The 17,023-nt window shown below is 51.4% G+C and carries 11 protein-coding genes; 3 read left to right on the top strand and 8 right to left on the bottom strand.

The features are described 5' to 3' along the window. Positions 1–39: 39 nt before the first annotated feature. From K0I63_RS12605 to K0I63_RS12580, 6 genes are read right to left on the bottom strand one after another with little or no spacing between them, the layout of a single operon-like run. Complete coding sequence (locus tag K0I63_RS12605) at positions 40–1,680, bottom strand: BatD family protein (RefSeq protein WP_220081267.1); 1,641 nt, start codon at positions 1,678–1,680, stop codon at positions 40–42. Continuing rightward, positions 1,674–3,752, bottom strand: coding sequence for a VWA domain-containing protein (locus tag K0I63_RS12600; protein WP_220081266.1), 2,079 nt, complete (start codon positions 3,750–3,752; stop codon positions 1,674–1,676). The genes K0I63_RS12605 and K0I63_RS12600 overlap by 7 nt, the downstream gene beginning before the upstream one ends. Beyond that, positions 3,749–4,768, bottom strand: coding sequence for a vWA domain-containing protein (locus K0I63_RS12595; RefSeq protein ID WP_220081265.1), 1,020 nt, complete (start codon positions 4,766–4,768; stop codon positions 3,749–3,751). The genes K0I63_RS12600 and K0I63_RS12595 overlap by 4 nt, the downstream gene beginning before the upstream one ends. Then, on the bottom strand, positions 4,756–5,250 hold the full coding sequence (locus K0I63_RS12590) for a DUF4381 domain-containing protein (RefSeq protein ID WP_220081264.1): 495 nt from the start codon (positions 5,248–5,250) through the stop codon (positions 4,756–4,758). Before K0I63_RS12590 ends, K0I63_RS12595 begins: the two co-directional genes overlap by 13 nt. Then, positions 5,251–6,180 (bottom strand): DUF58 domain-containing protein, encoded by a 930-nt coding sequence (locus tag K0I63_RS12585; RefSeq protein WP_220081263.1) that lies wholly within the window; start codon positions 6,178–6,180, stop codon positions 5,251–5,253. Further along, positions 6,180–7,136: an AAA family ATPase gene (locus K0I63_RS12580; protein WP_220081262.1), complete on the bottom strand. Its 957-nt coding sequence runs from the start codon at positions 7,134–7,136 to the stop codon at positions 6,180–6,182. Before K0I63_RS12580 ends, K0I63_RS12585 begins: the two co-directional genes overlap by 1 nt. A gap of 408 nt (positions 7,137–7,544) precedes the next feature. On the opposite strand from K0I63_RS12580, the gene fadI reads away from it, so the two are divergent. From fadI to K0I63_RS12565, 3 genes are all read left to right on the top strand, one after another. Next, positions 7,545–8,855, top strand: coding sequence for an acetyl-CoA C-acyltransferase FadI (gene fadI, locus K0I63_RS12575; protein ID WP_011866223.1), 1,311 nt, complete (start codon positions 7,545–7,547; stop codon positions 8,853–8,855). A 4-nt stretch (positions 8,856–8,859) separates the two neighbouring features. Further along, positions 8,860–10,980 (top strand): fatty acid oxidation complex subunit alpha FadJ, encoded by a 2,121-nt coding sequence (fadJ, locus tag K0I63_RS12570; RefSeq protein WP_220081261.1) that lies wholly within the window; start codon positions 8,860–8,862, stop codon positions 10,978–10,980. A gap of 164 nt (positions 10,981–11,144) precedes the next feature. After that, on the top strand, positions 11,145–11,345 hold the full coding sequence (locus K0I63_RS12565) for a hypothetical protein (RefSeq protein ID WP_350354946.1): 201 nt from the start codon (positions 11,145–11,147) through the stop codon (positions 11,343–11,345). A 419-nt stretch (positions 11,346–11,764) separates the two neighbouring features. On the opposite strand, the gene K0I63_RS12560 is transcribed toward K0I63_RS12565, so the two are convergent. Together K0I63_RS12560 and K0I63_RS12555 are read right to left on the bottom strand one after the other, a co-directional pair. Beyond that, complete coding sequence (locus tag K0I63_RS12560; protein ID WP_220081259.1) at positions 11,765–12,367, bottom strand: hypothetical protein; 603 nt, start codon at positions 12,365–12,367, stop codon at positions 11,765–11,767. A gap of 150 nt (positions 12,368–12,517) precedes the next feature. Further along, entirely contained in the window at positions 12,518–16,783 is a 4,266-nt protein-coding gene (locus K0I63_RS12555) for an EAL domain-containing protein (protein WP_220081258.1), read from the bottom strand. Positions 16,784–17,023: the final 240 nt, after the last annotated feature.

The raw sequence follows: 17,023 nt of genomic DNA, 5'->3' as shown, positions 1-17,023 counted from the left end.
CGACTACGTTAACGCCATTGGCGCGCCTGAGGCAAGTTGTTAGAGCGGATTTAGGGGCCTTAAAGCAGATTGTGTGCTGTGGGGCGCAGCTTTTGGGGCATTTTTCACCGCAGTGATCACTTTTTCAACCTCTAGCCCTTGGCCGTCTGGGCTGTATCCCTGACGCTGAATGGCTTGAATCGCTTGGTCGAGATCGCAGCTTACGGCCGCGATATCGGTCAGAGTCATTGGCACGCCGGCCTGCTGGCTCATGTGACGCTGCAGGGCGACCAGGGCGTCACCCGTCTTACCATCCCGGCAGGCGGTTTCAAATTGACGTAACGCATCCGTGGCTTTGGGCGCGTGACTCGTAGCACCTTCATCTGCACCGCTTGGCGCGGCGCGATAACGATTAGCTTGGTAGTGACGGTACCAGAGCAGGCTAGTCGCCAACCAGAGCAGGGCAAACAGCGCGCTGATGGCCGGCCAGAGGCCGCTCGAATCGGCTTGTGGTGTTACCGCGGTGAGCTGCGGACTCTCCTGGTTGGCGCTAGCCGGCGCGACGCTGATGTTGCGCGCGGGCAGGGTGGCGAACTCCTGCTTCTGGGTACGGCTGTTCCACCAGGGAATACGGATCTCGGGTAGGGTATAGCTGCCGGGCTGTGTCGGGACTATCGCCGTGGTCTGGTTGAGCTGGGCGACCACCTGCTTATCGCGCACATAGGTCTTGCGCTGGGGTTTTTCCGGATAGACCTTAAAGGAGTCAGGTAGACTCAGGCTGATGCTGGGCAGGCTGGTGTCGTCGGCGTTGGAGGCAAGCAGGCTGATGTTGCGCGTGATGGGCACGCCTACCTGATACTGGGCATCTTTTTTCCAGTCCTCTTTTAAGACCACGAGATCGCTGACCAGCCAGTCGCCCTGATAGCCTGCGGGGATCGGCAACACCTCTATCTCACTCGGGGCGGCCTTGGCCTGCATGGGACGGCTCTCGTTGAAGGAGAACATGCCGCCGCGACGGGAAGATTCCACTAAGACATCGCCGGAGAAGCTGGCGCCGGAGAGCGACAGCGTGCCGGGTTCGTCGGCGATCAGGCTATAGGTGCGTTCGATCACCCGGTAGCGGCGACCGTCGATGATCTCTGTTCCATCGACATCGTCCCCCAGTTGCTTAAGCTGCGCCCCTTCGACGTTGGGCGCGCTGAGTACGCCCCGTTGCAGCTCGACGCCCAGGTAGAGCTTGACCTTATAGGTGATCAGCTGACCCACATAGGCGGTCTCGGTTGAGACGCTACTGCGGATGAACAGATTCTTCATCTGCTCGGGTTGGCTGCCGGGGGCGGCCACCTTTAGCTCTATGGGATCTGAACTTATGTTGTCTATGGTCATGGCGGGGATGATCACAGTGCCGGTCTTCTTGGGCGCCAGCAGGATCTGCCAGCGGGTCTCTTTGCTGGCGTCGAAGTTCATGATCTGGGTGCTGCGACTGACACTGGTACGCCCGACGATAAAGTCTTTTAACAGGCCGCTGGTATCCAGGCTGGCGTTGTCTACATCGTCATCGGCTTTGATGCTGAGCACCAGATATTCCCCCTGGATGGCGGGGTTTCTGTCTACCGATGTTTCTACCTTGGTTAAGGCATAGGCCGGCGCCGATAGGCAGAGCGCCAAACAGGCTAAGGTCAAAAAGCGTCGTATTACCACTGTTGATTGTCCTTTATGGTCGCCCCCTGACGGCGGCGTTTTTGATATTCCAGCTGCATCTTGTTACGCAGCAAGACCTGAGGGTCGTCTATCACCCCGGTAAGGGCGCGCTGCATCTCGGGGGGCAGATCTTCTGGCGCAATGGCGTTGGTTGCGGCCGCGACCGGCTCGCCTTGCTCATCGCCCTCGCCGGGTTTGCCCTGCGTCATATTCGCGGCCTGGGCCTGAGCCTGGGCTTGAGCGCTCTCTTGTTCGTCTTGCGCCTGTTGGCCTTTTCCCATCTGCTGGCCAGCGTCAGATTGATTTGCGTTGCCATCCATTTGGTTTTTGGCGTCCTTGGCCGGATCGGCGCTCATCTGAGCGTCATTAGCGGCGCCTGTCTGCTGGTCTTGCGACTGACCATCCTGGCTGGCATCCTGCTCGGCAGAGGCTTGTTGCTCGGGAGTTTCTTGCTCAGGACTTTCTTGGCTAGCGCCTTGCTGGCCAGTGCTTTGTTGGTCAGTGCCTTGCCCATTTTCTTGTTGACCATTCTGGCCTTGAGACTGCTGGCCTCTCGAGCCCTGGCCCGATTGCTGATCGCCTTGGCCTTGTTGCTGACCTTGATTTTGCCCGGCGCCGTCTTGTTGGGACTTATCTTGCTTATTTGAGTCCTGATTCGACTGGTCTTGCTCAGATTGATTCTGCTCGGACTGTTTTTGATCCGATTGGCCTTGATCTTGGCTAGCTTGCTGTTGCTGCTTTAGCTGCTCGGCCAACTCAAGATTTTGCTCGGCCTGAGTAAGCTGAGGGTCTTTCTTGAGCGCCTGCTGATAACGCTCGATGGCCTTATCGAGGTCATTGAGTTGCATCAGGCTGTTGCCCTGATTAAACAGGCCTCCCGCCGAGTCATCCTGCTCGAAAAGCTCGAGCGCCTCTTGATAATCACCATTCTTGTACAGGGATGCGGCCTTCCACTGAGGCGAGGTAAACTGCTCGGCCGCACCTTGATAGTCTTGCGCCTGATAGGCCTGCATCGCCAGCTGATCGTCTGTGGAGAAGGGATGTTGCCAACTGGCGGCCTGGGCCTCTGGGCTTGGGGCGAGAATAGCTAAACAGGCAAGCGCGGCGAAGGCGTGTCTGAAACTCAGCAGCGCCGGCAGCAGCAGGAGCAGGGCCAGATAAGGGCCGAGATCTTGCCAGGCTTCTCCCTGGAGATCTGAGGTCTTGGCATCGCTCTCCTGACTTAAGCTCTGGGTCAGGGCCTCAAGATCTTTGCCATCGGCGCGGTAGGCAAATAACTTGCCACCGCTGTTGCCAATTAAACTATTAAGCTGAGCGAGGTCCGTTTGACTGACCACCACCTGATCGCTTTGGTCACGCATCAGTTGTCCATCCGGTAAGCGGATGGCGGCGCCCTGGTTTGTGCCCATGGCGATGATGGAGAGACGATACTGAGTATCGTCCAGTATCGATTTGACCTTGCTGATTTGGTCTGGGTTGACGCCATCGGCTAGCAAGATGATCTCGCCCTTAAGGTGACCGCCCTGGACAAGCAGCTGCTTGGCCTGCTCTAGCGCCGCTGGCAGGTTGGAGCCCAGCACAGGCATGATCTCCGGCGACAGGGTCGGCAGCAGGTTCAGTAGAGTTGATTTGTCCCGGGTCATTGGGCTGATGGTAAAGGCATCTCCAGCGTAGGCTACAAGGCCGGTCTCACCCTCTTTGAGGCTCTTAATCAGATCCGTTGCCTTAAACTTGGCCTGAGTCAGCCTGTTAGGTGCCAGATCGGTCGCGTACATGGAGAGCGACATATCCATCACTATCACCCGGCCAAGGTTGGCTTCAAATACCGGCAGCGTCTGCTTTGTCAGCGCCGGGCCAGAGAGCGCCAGGACGCTAACGAGCCAGATAAAGGCGATGAGGCCCAGGTGTTGTTTCTTGTTGCTTGCCTGACCGCTCACTAACACCTTAGCTAGGTGCGGCGCGATATAGCGATTCCAGCTAGAGGCCTGATGTCGCTGGCGCTTTCGCAGCCAGAGCAATAACGCCAGGGGGATGAGGGCCAGCAGCCATTCGGGACGGAGAAAATGGATCATGAGGCGCTCCGTGGTAAACGTTGAACTATGGCCTGCACGGCGACAAAGCCGCTTAACATCATGAGCACACTGACAAGCAGGGCAATGGCCAAGGGATAGTAGAAGAGCTCGGCCTGTGGTCGATAGCTGAGTTGGTCGCTATCGGTAGGCTCAAGCTTGTCTATCTCCTGATAGATCTGTTCCAGTTCATCTGAATTACGCGCCCTGAAGTAACGCCCCTTGGTCTTCTGGGCCAGCAGGGTGAGCTGCGTCTCGTCGAGATCCATCGACGGATTAACGCGCTCCTTGCCAAACAGGGTGCGGCGCTCCATCACTTCGGCGCCCACCCCTATGGTGTAAATGGTTACGCCTCGTTTGGCGGCGATATCGGCGGCCTGCTCCGGCGTGATGCTACCCGAGTTATTTGAGCCATCGGTGAGCAGGATAAGCACGCGGTTACTCTGCTCGGCCTTGTCGAAGCGTTTGACCGCCAGCGCGATAGCTTCGCCGATGGCGGTCTGTTTGCCCACCAGGCCGATTTGTGCCTCGGTGAGAAACTGGGCCACCGAGCGTCTGTCCTGGGTGAGCGGGGCCTGCAGATAGGCGTGATCGGCAAACAGTATCAGCCCCAGCTTGTCGCCCTTGCGGCGCTCGATAAACTCGCTCATTACCTGCTGTACCATGGCGAAACGATCGACCGTCTTACCATTTAGCACCATATCTTCTATCTGCATACTGCCCGACAGATCCACCGCCAGCATGAGGTCGCGTCCCTTGCTGGGCAGTTCTATGGCATCGCCAACCCATAGCGGGCGGGCAACGGCGAATACCAGCGCCGTCCAGATGAGCCAATAGGGCCAGCGGCTGCGGCGAGGGGAGTGATCGAATCTTGTCGTTGGCGCTTCAGCGACGCCGGGCATCTGTAGATGACCGCCGCCCGTCTGCGTGGCTTGTTTGCTGCCACTTGCTTTGCGAAGAGAAAAAATCAGCGGCAGCGGCAGCAAAATGAGTAGCCAGGGCCAGGCTAGTGTGAACATGACGCCTCCTTACCAGCCTTGAGCGGCAGCGCCTGCTGTAGCCAGGCTTTGGCGCCATCGAGGAGTTGCGTGGCCTCGCTTGATGAGAGCTTATTCGCTTGGAAACGCTTCTCCAACAGGCTTGGCAGCATAGGATCCATGGACGGCACCTGATCCTCTAGCCAGGCATACCAGGCATCGCCCTGTAGAGAGGCGACCTGCTCGCGAGGCAGATAACTCATGGCGCTGCGTTTTAGCAGGCTGTTGACCGCCAGCGGTAGTTGAGGGTCCTCTGGCGTCACCTTAGCGAGAAGATTAAGCGCCTCGCGTTTTGCCGCCAGCAGCTTGCCTCTGCGTTTGACATAGAAAAACAGGGCCGCTATCAGGATTAGCACTAGCAGCGCCAGCAGGTAATAACCATAGGCGAGGGGCCAGAAGCCGATAGGCTCAGGGGTAATGATATCCTGCAGATTGGCGAGCGCAGGTTGACTTGCCGCTTGCATCTACCTCAGGGCTCCAATTTGTTGGTTTAACGGCTGGGCCGCGTCGACGCGTCTTGGCCGGGCGCCTATCTGATCCATCATGGTGATAAATCCCTGTTGCTGTGTTTGTTGCTGAACCAGCCAGGCATCATAGCTGCGTCTGTCTAACATCAGCTCCTTATCACCATCCCTCACCGGAAATTGAAACTGGGGCGGCAGCTTTAGGGTGCCTTGCCTGAGGGGGTCTGTTACCAGAAAGGCGCCGATATCGCAATGGCGCTTAAGCTCGCTCAGCGGCCCCAGACACTGGGGGCCGAAATGGCTACCATCGCTGATGATCCAGATTAGCGAGCCAGGCTTGGCGATTCGCCTGAGGCGCTGACAGGCCTTGAATATATGCTCGGGCTGTTTCACCGGCTGATTCAGCTGATGAAGTTGCTGCTGGTGGACCTGCTCTATGGCAGAGATAAGCGCCAGCATGCCAGTTTGTCGACTGCGGGGTTTAAGCTCTAGGTGCTCGGCCTCGCTGGCGATCAGTGCGCCCAGGCGATCGCCGTGACCGACGGCGGCCCAGCCCAGGGTGGCTGCCAGATGCGCCGCCTGCACCGATTGTAGCATCAGACTCGAGCCGAAATAGAGGCTGTGGCTGAGATCCAGTAGCAGTAATACCGGGCGCTCACGCTCCTCGACAAACAGCTTGGTATGGGCCTTGCCGGTTCTGGCGGTTACTCGCCAGTCTATGGTACGCACATCATCGCCGGCTTGGTAATGGCGCACCTCGGCAAACTCCATTCCCCGTCCCTTGATGCTGCTGGCTCTTTGGCCGGCTAGTGCCGCGCGCGCCTTGCTCTTGCGCTCGGGCAGGGCCCGGGCAAGATTTTGGCAGGCTAACAGCTCTTTCTGATTGAGGGAGACGCCATCGGCAAATAGGGGTAAAGCATTCTGTCCCATTAAGGCACCGCTACCTGACTCAGAATATGGTTTATTACTTGATCGCTGCCCACGCCTTCGGCCTGGGCCTGATAGCTGAGTAGCAGGCGGTGACGCAGTACGTTGGGCACCACGGCCTGAATATCTTCCGGCGAGACAAAGTCGCGTTCCATCAGCCAGGCGCGGGCGCGGGCGCAGCGCTCGATGGAGATGGTCGCACGCGGGCTGACGCCATACTCCAGCCAGTTAGCCAGTTGATCGCTGTATTGCTGTGGCTGGCGGGTGGCCATCACGATGTTGACAATATACTGCTCCAGCGGCTCGGCGAGATAGATATCCAGCGCGGCCTTACGGGCGGCGAATACCTCTTCCTGGGCGATAGGCTCAACCTTTGGCAGCTCCTGGGTGAGGGCTTCGCTGCGGGACAGGCGCATGATCTCAAATTCGGTGGCGGCGCTGGGGTAGTCAAGATTCAGGTGCATCAGGAAGCGGTCAAGCTGCGCCTCGGGCAGGGGATAGGTGCCTTCGTTTTCCAGCGGGTTTTGTGTCGCCATCACCAGAAACAGTTTTGGCAGCTTGTAGCTCTGTTTACCCACGGTAACCTGGCCTTCGGCCATGGCTTCCAATAGCGCCGATTGCACCTTGGCCGGCGCTCGGTTGATCTCATCGGCCAGGATCAGGTTGTGAAAGATAGGGCCTGCCTCAAACTCGAAGGTGGCCGTCTGGGCGCGATAGATGTCGGTGCCGGTGAGATCCGCCGGGAGTAGGTCCGGGGTAAACTGAATACGGTGAAAGTCCCCCTCTACGCCATCGCTCAGCGCCTTGACCGCTCGCGTCTTGGCCAGGCCTGGTGGGCCCTCAACCAGTAAGTGACCATCGGCAATCAGTGCGATCAATAAGTTTTCGGTAAGAGTGGGTTGACCTAGGATCACTTTATCCAGGTATTCACGTAATGCATGAAATCGACTTAAGGGCATGATGCTACTCGGTATTATCTATTGTGTGAGCTGTAGACAGCGTATCGGGTAAAAAATTCAGTGATAAACGCCTTACCTCAGCCTCAGGTGAGTTGGATGACCTTGTGGGCTTGGCGGCGCCAAATTTCAATCAGCAAAATAAGTTAGCATGCTTAAACCGGGATTTAAACTGGCTTTAATGGCTAATTTTGCTTTTATTAAACATTGTTAATCAACATCTTTTTCGATATTTGTCGTTTAAAAACCAAACAGGTGTTTAAAACCTTGAAATAAGAAGTTAGAATCAGATCACACTTTGATGGTCTGACCTGTTGCGAGAGTGTAGCGAGATACCCGGCAACGGGGTAGGGAAGAATAATAACGGCGTTAGTAGAAGCGTTTCTATCAGACGCGTCACGAGGGCAAAAGATGAGTGAATTACAGCAAGTAAGGAACGCGAAGGGTGATCGCATCGCGATAGTGATGGGGCTTAGAACCCCCTTTGCTAAGCAGGCGACCGCGTTTCATGGGGTGTCGGCATTGGATATGGGCAAGATGGTGGTGAACGAACTCCTGTCTCGCTCGGAACTCGACCCGAAAGAGATTGAACAGCTCGTTTATGGTCAGGTAGTACAGATGCCAGCGGCGCCCAACATCGCCCGCGAGATAGTGCTCGGCACCGGCATGAATGTGTCCACCGACGCCTATAGTGTGACACGTGCCTGCGCCACCAGTTTCCAGTCGACAGTCAATGTGGCCGAGTCCATCATGACGGGCAATATCGAGATAGGGATTGCCGGCGGCGCCGATTCATCATCTGTACTGCCAATCGGCGTGTCGAAGAAACTGGCTCACGCCCTGGTGGATCTCAATAAGGCGCGCAGCTTTGGCCAAAAGTGGGCCATCATCCGCCGTCTTGGACTGAAAGATCTGCTTCCTGTGCCCCCTGCGGTTGCGGAATACTCAACCGGCCTTTCCATGGGACAGACCGCCGAGCAGATGGCCAAGACCTATAACATTAGCCGCGCCGATCAAGATGCCCTGGCGCATCGCTCACATACCCTGGCGACAGAAACCTGGGATTCGGGCCACCTGCGTGATGAGGTGATGGTGGCGCACGTGCCGCCATACAAATCCTTCATCGACAGAGATAACAACATTCGCGAAAACTCTTCGCTCGACTCTTACGCCAAGCTGCGTCCGGCGTTTGACCGCAAACATGGCTCTGTGACGGCGGCCAACAGTACGCCGCTGACCGATGGCGCCTCGGCGGTACTCCTGATGAGCGAGAGCCGTGCTAAGGCCCTGGGCTATGAGCCGATTGGTTACATTAAGAGTTACGCCTTTAGCGCCATCGACGTGTGGCAGGATATGTTGATGGGGCCTTCCTATGCGACGCCACTGGCACTGAAACGCGCCGGTATGGAGCTTGAGGATCTTACTCTTATCGAGATGCACGAAGCCTTTGCGGCGCAGACCCTGGCCAACATGCAGATGTTTGCCTCGAAGAAGTTTGCCAAAGAGAAGCTGGGCCGCGATCGCGCCATCGGCGAGATCGACATGACTAAGTTCAATGTCTTGGGCGGCTCCTTGGCCTATGGTCACCCCTTTGCGGCGACCGGGACGCGTTTGATCACTCAGGTGTGTCGCGAGCTCAAACGACGCGGCGGCGGTACCGGCCTGGCAACGGCCTGTGCGGCGGGTGGTTTAGGTGCAGCTATGATAGTAGAAGTGGAGTGATCTCATGGAAAAGAGTTTTACATTAAATCGTCTCGACAACGGCATCGCCGTGCTGACCATGGATGTACCTGGCGAGACCATGAATACCCTTAGAGCCGAGTTTGGCCCGGAGATCTGTGAGATGTTGGCCGAGATCAAGGCCGATACAGGGATTCGCGGTGTGGTGATCATCTCGGGTAAGAAGGACTCCTTCGTAGCGGGCGCCGATATCTCTATGCTGGATGCCTGCGCTACCGCCGAAGATGCCAGAGAGCTGTCTAAGCAGGGTCACGAGGTGTTTTTTGCGCTGGAGTCGCTCTCGATTCCCGTGGTAGCCGCTATCAATGGCGCCTGTCTCGGTGGGGGATTAGAACTGGCCCTGGCTTGTCATCAGCGTGTCTGTACCGACAGCAACAAGACCATGTTGGGGCTGCCCGAGGTGCAACTCGGCCTGCTGCCAGGTGGCGGCGGGACTCAGCGTCTGCCACGTTTAGTGGGTATTGCCAAGTCGCTGGATATGATGCTCACCGGCAAGCAGCTGCGCGCCAAGCAGGCATTGAAGATGGGGCTGGTTGACGATGTGGTGCCGGAATCGATTCTGCTGCAGACGGCGATAGAGATGGCACTGGCTGGCGCACGTCCGGCGAAGAAGCCAAAGCTGTCGACAGTAGAGAAGCTGCTTGAGGGTACGCCTGTTGGTCGTAACATCATCTTCGAACAGGCGCTTAAGCAGGTCAATAAGAAGACTCAGGGCAACTATCCTGCGCCAGAGAAGATCATTGATTGTGTGCGTCAGGGCGTGACCAAAGGCATAGTGAAAGGCCTCGAGGTTGAGGCGCAGCACTTTGGCGATCTTGTGGTCTCCAGTGAGTCAGAGGCCCTGCGCAGCATCTTCTTTGCAACCACAGAGATGAAGAAAGAGTCTGGTGCCGGTGATGTATCGCCAAAGGCCGTCAACAAGGTGATGGTACTGGGCGGTGGCCTGATGGGTGGCGGTATCGCCTCTGTGACCACCACCAAGGCGAAGATCCCGGTGCGGGTGAAAGATATCAGCGAGACAGGTTTAAGCAACGCACTGGCCTATGCCTATAAGTTGCTGGCCAAAGGGGTGAAACGTCGTCACATGACGCCTGCGGTGCGCGATAACCTGATGGCGCTGATGACCACCACCACCGAATATAAAGGGATCAAGGATGCGGACATGGTGGTGGAAGCCGTGTTTGAAGATCTAGACCTCAAGCATCAGATGGTGAAGGATGTCGAGCGTGAATGTGGCGAGCATACGATTTTTGCCTCGAATACCTCATCCCTGCCCATCAAGCAGATCGCCGAGGCTGCCGAGCGTCCTGAGAATGTGATTGGCCTGCACTACTTCTCGCCGGTTGAGAAGATGCCTCTGGTCGAGGTGATTGCCCATGATAAGACCTCACCACAGACTATCGCCACTACAGTTGCCTTTGCCCGCAAGCAGGGAAAGACGCCTATCGTGGTGAAAGATGGTGCTGGTTTCTATGTTAATCGTATTCTGGCGCTCTACATGAACGAGGCAGCCAATCTGCTGCTGGAAGGGCAGAGCGTAGATCACCTGGATAAAGCGCTGGTGAAGTTTGGTTTCCCGGTAGGTCCTATGACGCTGCTCGATGAGGTCGGCATAGATGTGGGCGCCAAGATCTCGCCGATTCTGGAGAAGGAGTTGGGTGAACGCTTCAAGGCACCCGCCGCCTTTGACAAGCTCTTGGCCGATGACCGTAAGGGCCGTAAGAATGGTAAGGGCTTCTACCAATATGGTGCTAAATCGAAGAAGAAGTTGGTGGATGAGAGCGTCTATGGTGTGCTTGGGTTAACACCTGGCGCCGACAGCGAGCCAAGAACGCTGGCCGAGCGATGTGTGGTGCAGATGCTCAATGAAGCGGTTCGTTGTCTGGAGGAGGGGATTATCGCCTCGCCACGAGACGGTGATATCGGCGCAATATTTGGCATCGGATTCCCGCCATTCTTGGGTGGGCCTTTCCGTTACATGGACTCCTTGGGTGCCAAGCACTTGGTCGAGACCTTGAAACGTTATCAAGATCAATTCGGGGATCGTTTCGCGCCATGTGATCGTCTAGTCGAGATGGCCGAATCGGGCAGCAAGTTCTACGAATAGCCTGCTCCATATTTAACAATGCGGCAACATAATGCCGCATTTTTTTTGCCTCAGGATTATTTTTGCCTGTTTTTTGTTCATTCAAGGCGTGGGTTCGGTTATCATGCTGGGCTCGTTTTGGCTGTTTTTAGCCTTATTGACGCCGTTGTTGTGAGGTAGTGTCTGTGGTGATTTACATTCTTGGTGTGTTGATGGTGAGTAGTGTGGCGATGGGCAGTATGGCATTTCGCGCTGGGCTAGGGGTGAAACGCTGGGCCATGCTAGGACTCATCATAGGGCCGGTCGCCTATCCGCTATTTAGCACTCACAAGCGATTCGCGCAGAAGCGGGCGCAGGGCAAGCAAAGCATGTCTATTAAGGTATAGAGCTATTAAGGTATAAAAGCCATAAGGGTGTAGCGCTATCAAGATGTAGAGCTGCGGTGAATATGAGTGACTTATTAGCAAGTTTGAAGTGCCAGTAGATGCCATCTTCTCTGCGCGTTTAGCGTGGCATGGGCGTTGGGCCAAGATATCTACATCTCGGACAATAGTCAGTTCATGTAAAGAAATAGATAAAAAAATCAGATAGATAAGTCAGATCAAAAAAGGAGCCTCTTGGAGCTCCTTTTTTATGTGTCTGGTTTTCGAAAGACGTTTGAAGTCAATTAGTTCCACCAACCTTTTGCTGGGATCACCTCTAAGTGATTCAGGCCTTCTGGAAGCTGTACTTTTTTGCGCTCTGGTTTGTGAGTAAGTCCTAGAGCTTTTTTCAATGAATCTAACATAATCATTCTCCTTAAGACTTAAGCAACGGCTGCGTTGATGAATTTGACGTGTGGGAACCCAGCGACTTCTACAGGCTTGAACTTAACATGAGGGAAGCCGGCTACTTCCATAGGTTTGAACTTGACATGCGGGAACCCGGCGACTTCCATAGGCTTGAACTTAACATGTGGGAACCCAGCGACTTCCATAGGCTTGAACTTAACATGCGGGAACCCAGTGACTTCCATAGGCTTGAATTTAACATGCGGGAATCCAGCTACTTCCATAGGCTTGAACTTAACATGCGGGAATCCAGCGACTTCCATAGGCTTGAACTTAACATGCGGGAATCCAGCGACTTCCATAGGCTTGAACTTAACATGCGGGAATCCAGCGACTTCCATAGGCTTGAACTTAACATGTGGGAATCCAGCGACTTCCACAGGCTTGAACTTAACATGCGGGAACCCAACGACTTCCATAGGCTTGAACTTAACATGTGGGAAACCAGTAACTTCCATAGGCTTTACTTTCACATGAGGAAAGCCTGCGGTGACTACCGTTTCCTTAGAAATTGTTTCAGCATTTACTGAAGAAATAGAAAGCGCTAAAGCGATGGCAGTAACTAGTCCGTTAATCATTGTCTTAATCTCTCAGGGTTATTGAAGTTATAGTGCCAACAATTTGTTGACGTCTGAGAGATGTACTGCAGGTGTTATGCCAATTTTTATTTTTAGCTTAATTTTAGTTAAACATATTCCTCTTTAAGTGTGTGATTTCCCATTCTATGACTAGGCTTTCTTGTGTTGTGAGACAGGTGTGTAGGTAAAACTCTCCTGTTTTAGTAGCTCGGTGAAGCTGGTTTCATTTACTGCCTTGCTGTAAATAAATCCTTGTATTTCTTCGCATTTTAATGCTTTCAAGATGCTAAGCTGAGAGGCTTCCTCGACGCCTTCACCGACCACAGATAGGCCCATGTTATGGGCAATAGTGATAATAGAGTCGACCATCTTTAGATCTCTGTCAGATTTATCTATGTCGTCAACAAAAGCCTTATCGATTTTTAGGGTGTCAATTGGGAAGCGCTTTAAATATGACAGTGACGAATATCCGGTGCCAAAGTCGTCTAACGCAAGGCTGACGCCCATCTTAGAGAGTTGCATCATCACCTTTATCGCTTTTTCTGGCTGTTTTATGACGGTGCCTTCGGTAATTTCAAGCTCAAGGTTGGCTGCGGGCAGTTGAGTTAGACGTAAAATTGACTCTATCCGTTGTTGTAGGTCCGGAAGAGCGAATTGTTGTGATGATAAATTGACGGCGACCCGGCCGTTGAACAAATTTTGACGACGCCAATTTTGTGCCGCAAAGCAGGCTTTACGTAGAACGACCTCGCCAATTTCGACGATGAGTCCATTCTCCTCGGCCAGTGGGATAAAGTCGCCCGGTGGAATGAGACCGTGTTCAGGATGATTTAATCTTACCAGGGCCTCCATACCGGCCATCTTGCTGGTTCTGAGGTCAATCTTAGGTTGATAGTAGACTTCGAAGAGATCGTCCCTTAAACCTTCGCGGATAAGGTTCTCCACTTCCAGCTGGCGAATGGCATTGCGGTTGAGAGACTCCGAATAGAATTGATAACGATTGCCACCGGCAGATTTTGCGTGATACATGGCAATGTCCGCCTTGCGCAGAAGTGCTTGTTCATTCTGATCGTCTTCTGGGTAGAGCACTATGCCTATACTCACCCCGACAACGACTCTGTCTTTGGTGAGCTCGAATGGGCTTGAGAAGGCATCGACTACATGATTGGCGATGACGGCGCTGGATCCGATATCTGGATTGTTATCGACCAGTATGGCGAACTCATCGCCGCCCAAACGATAGATACTCGTATGGTAAGGTACGGTGGATTCGATGCGTCTCGCTACTTTGATCAATAGCTCATCACCAACCTGGTGCCCAAGTGAATCATTGATCTTCTTAAAGTTATCTAAGTCCAAAACCATCAGGGTGTGATGGGTATCTTTCTTCACCAAGTTACCAAGGGTGACCATGAGGCTAGAGCGGTTTGGCAGACTGGTGAGTAGATCGTTGTTGGTTAGTTTACGTAACTCTTCTTCCTGCTGCTTACGACGGGAGATATCAGAGAACACCCCTACATAGTGGGAGAGGACACCTTGTTCATCGTAAATCGCATCGACGGTGAGCTCCATCAAGAAACTGCTGCCGTCGCCCTTGGCGGACTCAACTTCGTTACTCCAGCTACCTTGTTGTTGCAGAATATGGCGAATCTGCTCTGAGTAGCTCTCGGGATAAAGGTCAAACTTAAACAGTTCGCCAATAAAGTCATTGCGACTCTTCTCACACAGATCGCAGCAGGCTTCGTTGACTTCAACAAATTTAAATTTGTTGTCCAGGATGAACATGCCTTCTGAGATGTTCTCGATGGCGCGTTCGAACAGTCTGAGCTGTTCCTCGGCTTGCTTAAAGTTGCTGATGTTTTTGATTGTACCTGTCATACGCAGGGCTTTATCTTCTTCATCGCGTTCAACGATCTTTGCCCTGTCCAAGATCCAGATCCACTGGTCATCTTTGCCCTTAACGCGATAGGCTGCCTCGAAGTGATCGGTTTCACCGTAGAAGTGTTTATTCAGCGCCGTGTTTACACGTTCTTGATCCATAGGATGAATGTTACTCTCTTCACCTTCCTCACCGGAGCGCTGGCCATCCCGTGGAAACTCGAGAGACCCCCAGATGTTAGAGCGGTAGATTTGACCCGTCTCGATATCCCAGTCCCACATCTCATCACCACTCCCCCACAGGGAGAGTTTCAACCGTTCTTCAGACTTAGCGATCTGACGCTGTACCTCTCTTCTTCTAAGCGCTGCCTTGGCTATGGCACCCGTGATCAAAAGGGTAATAAGTAGGTAGACGAGCTTAGCTTGGATCGATAACCACCAAGGAGGGGTGATTTCTATTTGGATACTTTTAACTTCTCCTTTTTTGCCTGTCAGAGGATCAATTGCTTGGACTTTAAATGTATAGTCACCTGGAGATAGATTCGTATAGGTTGCTGAATTGATACCCTGAGATTCTAGCCAACTATCTGTTAAACCACTCATTTGGTATGAATACTGTAACTGATCATTCATATTTCCTGGTGATACAAATTTAAACGTAAATGGGTAGTCAGAATACTTTAGAGTTAGGTTTTTGGAAAAGTCTAGGCTTTTACTTAGTACTCCGTTACCAACGTTCTCTGGAACGTTGAATATTAAAAGTTGTTCCAAAGATACTTTGGGGGGGAGGAGCGTATTTAAATTATTTAATATTGTGTTAGCAGATATTTTTGTAATACCAGAAATTCCGCCGATATATATGTTGTCATTTATGTGTGCAATTGACTGTGTGTTGTACTCACCTTGGCTACCATATTCAGATGTTAAAGATGTTTTTTGTCCATTTTTTCTTACTAGTATTATTTCGGCATTTGAAGAGGCGAAAAGGTTATCATTGTAAGATGTAAGTGCATATATAGGTTTGGTCGTTTCAAATAGAGTGGATACTTTATCGGTGGCAAGGTTTACTTCTGATATGGATTTTCTGGTTCCAAAATATAATTTTCCATTTTTTGAATGGATATCGGTTACCATATCTTCAGTAAAAATCGGTGTTATAACACCATTTTTCAATTTAAAGAGTCCACCTTGTGTCGCTATCCATATTGATTTATTCAATGGTTCTATATCGAATATGGGGTTGCCAGCGTCGATAATTAACTCGCTCTGTTTCATCGAATCAATATCTATTGAAACTATTTTCCCGTCAAATGTACCTGCAAAAATACTATTTTCATTTATTGATTTTACGATGAAAAATCGTTCGTGGTTAATGACTCTTTTTCCATTTGATGATAAATCTATCGTAAGGAGTCCTTCAGATGTACCTACGTACAACGTGTTGTTTGCAACGACTGCCGATTTAGGGCCTTTTACATGAGAATCATAAGATGAGATTATGTTCAGATTATCATCATATATTCCAATAACCTCGGAGTCAGATGCGATAATTAGCCTGTTATCATCTAGAGTATTTATAGACCAAACATTTTCTGTAATATTATATGTATTGAGTATGTTTTTTTGTTTGTTAATTATTGCAAAGCCATTGTTTTGAGTTGCTAGGTATAAGTTTTTTTCTCCTACATATATATCTGGGGCGCTTATAGAGTTATTATTCGTTTTTCCTAGTTGCAAGAATGTTTTTTGTTTGCTTTGGAAGATTGATTTGTCGCTAAAAAAGTACAGTTCATTATTTTTTTCAGTAATGGATTCTGGAATTGTTGGTGTTTCTAACAAAGAATTATCTTTAATGTTAAAAACTCCGTCTACTGACACCCTATAAACTTCTTTTTCATAACTTATAATGTCGACGGTATTCGTGAATAGTAACTTTGCTTTACCTTCTGATATTGAATAAATATTGCCATTGTAAGCTCTAATGATAATGGATGATTTTGTTGTTATTATTTTTTTTATTCCGCTGGCGTTAATGTTGTTTGAGTTGATTTTTAGGGATAGATTTATATCCAGCTCATGAATAAAATTATCCGTTCCTATTAGGATGTTGTCTTTTTTTTCATGTATAGACCAGATCTGTTCATTACCGAGAATATCAATTTTTTTAAATATGTCGAGCTCACGGTTATACAGGGCTAATCCCTTATCTGTACCGATTAAAAGCCTTCCATTTTTGTCAATATATAAGCTACGGATAAATGAACTTGGGAGGGAGTTATTGTCGTTAACTGAAAAATAGTGTTTGAATGCTTTCCCATCGAATCGGTTAAGGCCATTAAGGGTTCCTATCCAAACATAACCATATTGATCTTCGACAATAGAAGTGACCGTACTCTGTGATAGCCCTTCGGGTACATTGTAATAATCAATATTCAGAAGTAATCCGCTTGATGTTGCATTTTCAACAGCTAAAGCCTGGCTAGAGAATGAGGCAGCCAGCAGGAAAGATAGTGCAAATCTTATAAGGTATTTAGGCATAATTATTAGTTTGATTATTAGCCAATAATGCATAGGCAACAGTTATTTAACCTACTTTATTCAGAAATAGGGGGATTTGTCAAAAGAACACTGAATTTTCTTGTTTGCAAATTACTTTCATTTTCATTGTCTTTTAGGGTTTTGTACTGCTAAATCTTCTTCGTGATCTGGCTTTGTCTGTTGTGTGGGAACCAATCAGGCGTTTGTACTATATCGCGTATTTTAGGGGTTGAAGCAAAA

Source organism: Shewanella rhizosphaerae, assembly GCF_019457655.1.
Classification (GTDB): Bacteria; Pseudomonadota; Gammaproteobacteria; order Enterobacterales; family Shewanellaceae; genus Shewanella; species Shewanella loihica.
Note: the sequence above shows the minus strand (reverse complement) of the source record. Positions and strands in the feature narration are given on the sequence as shown.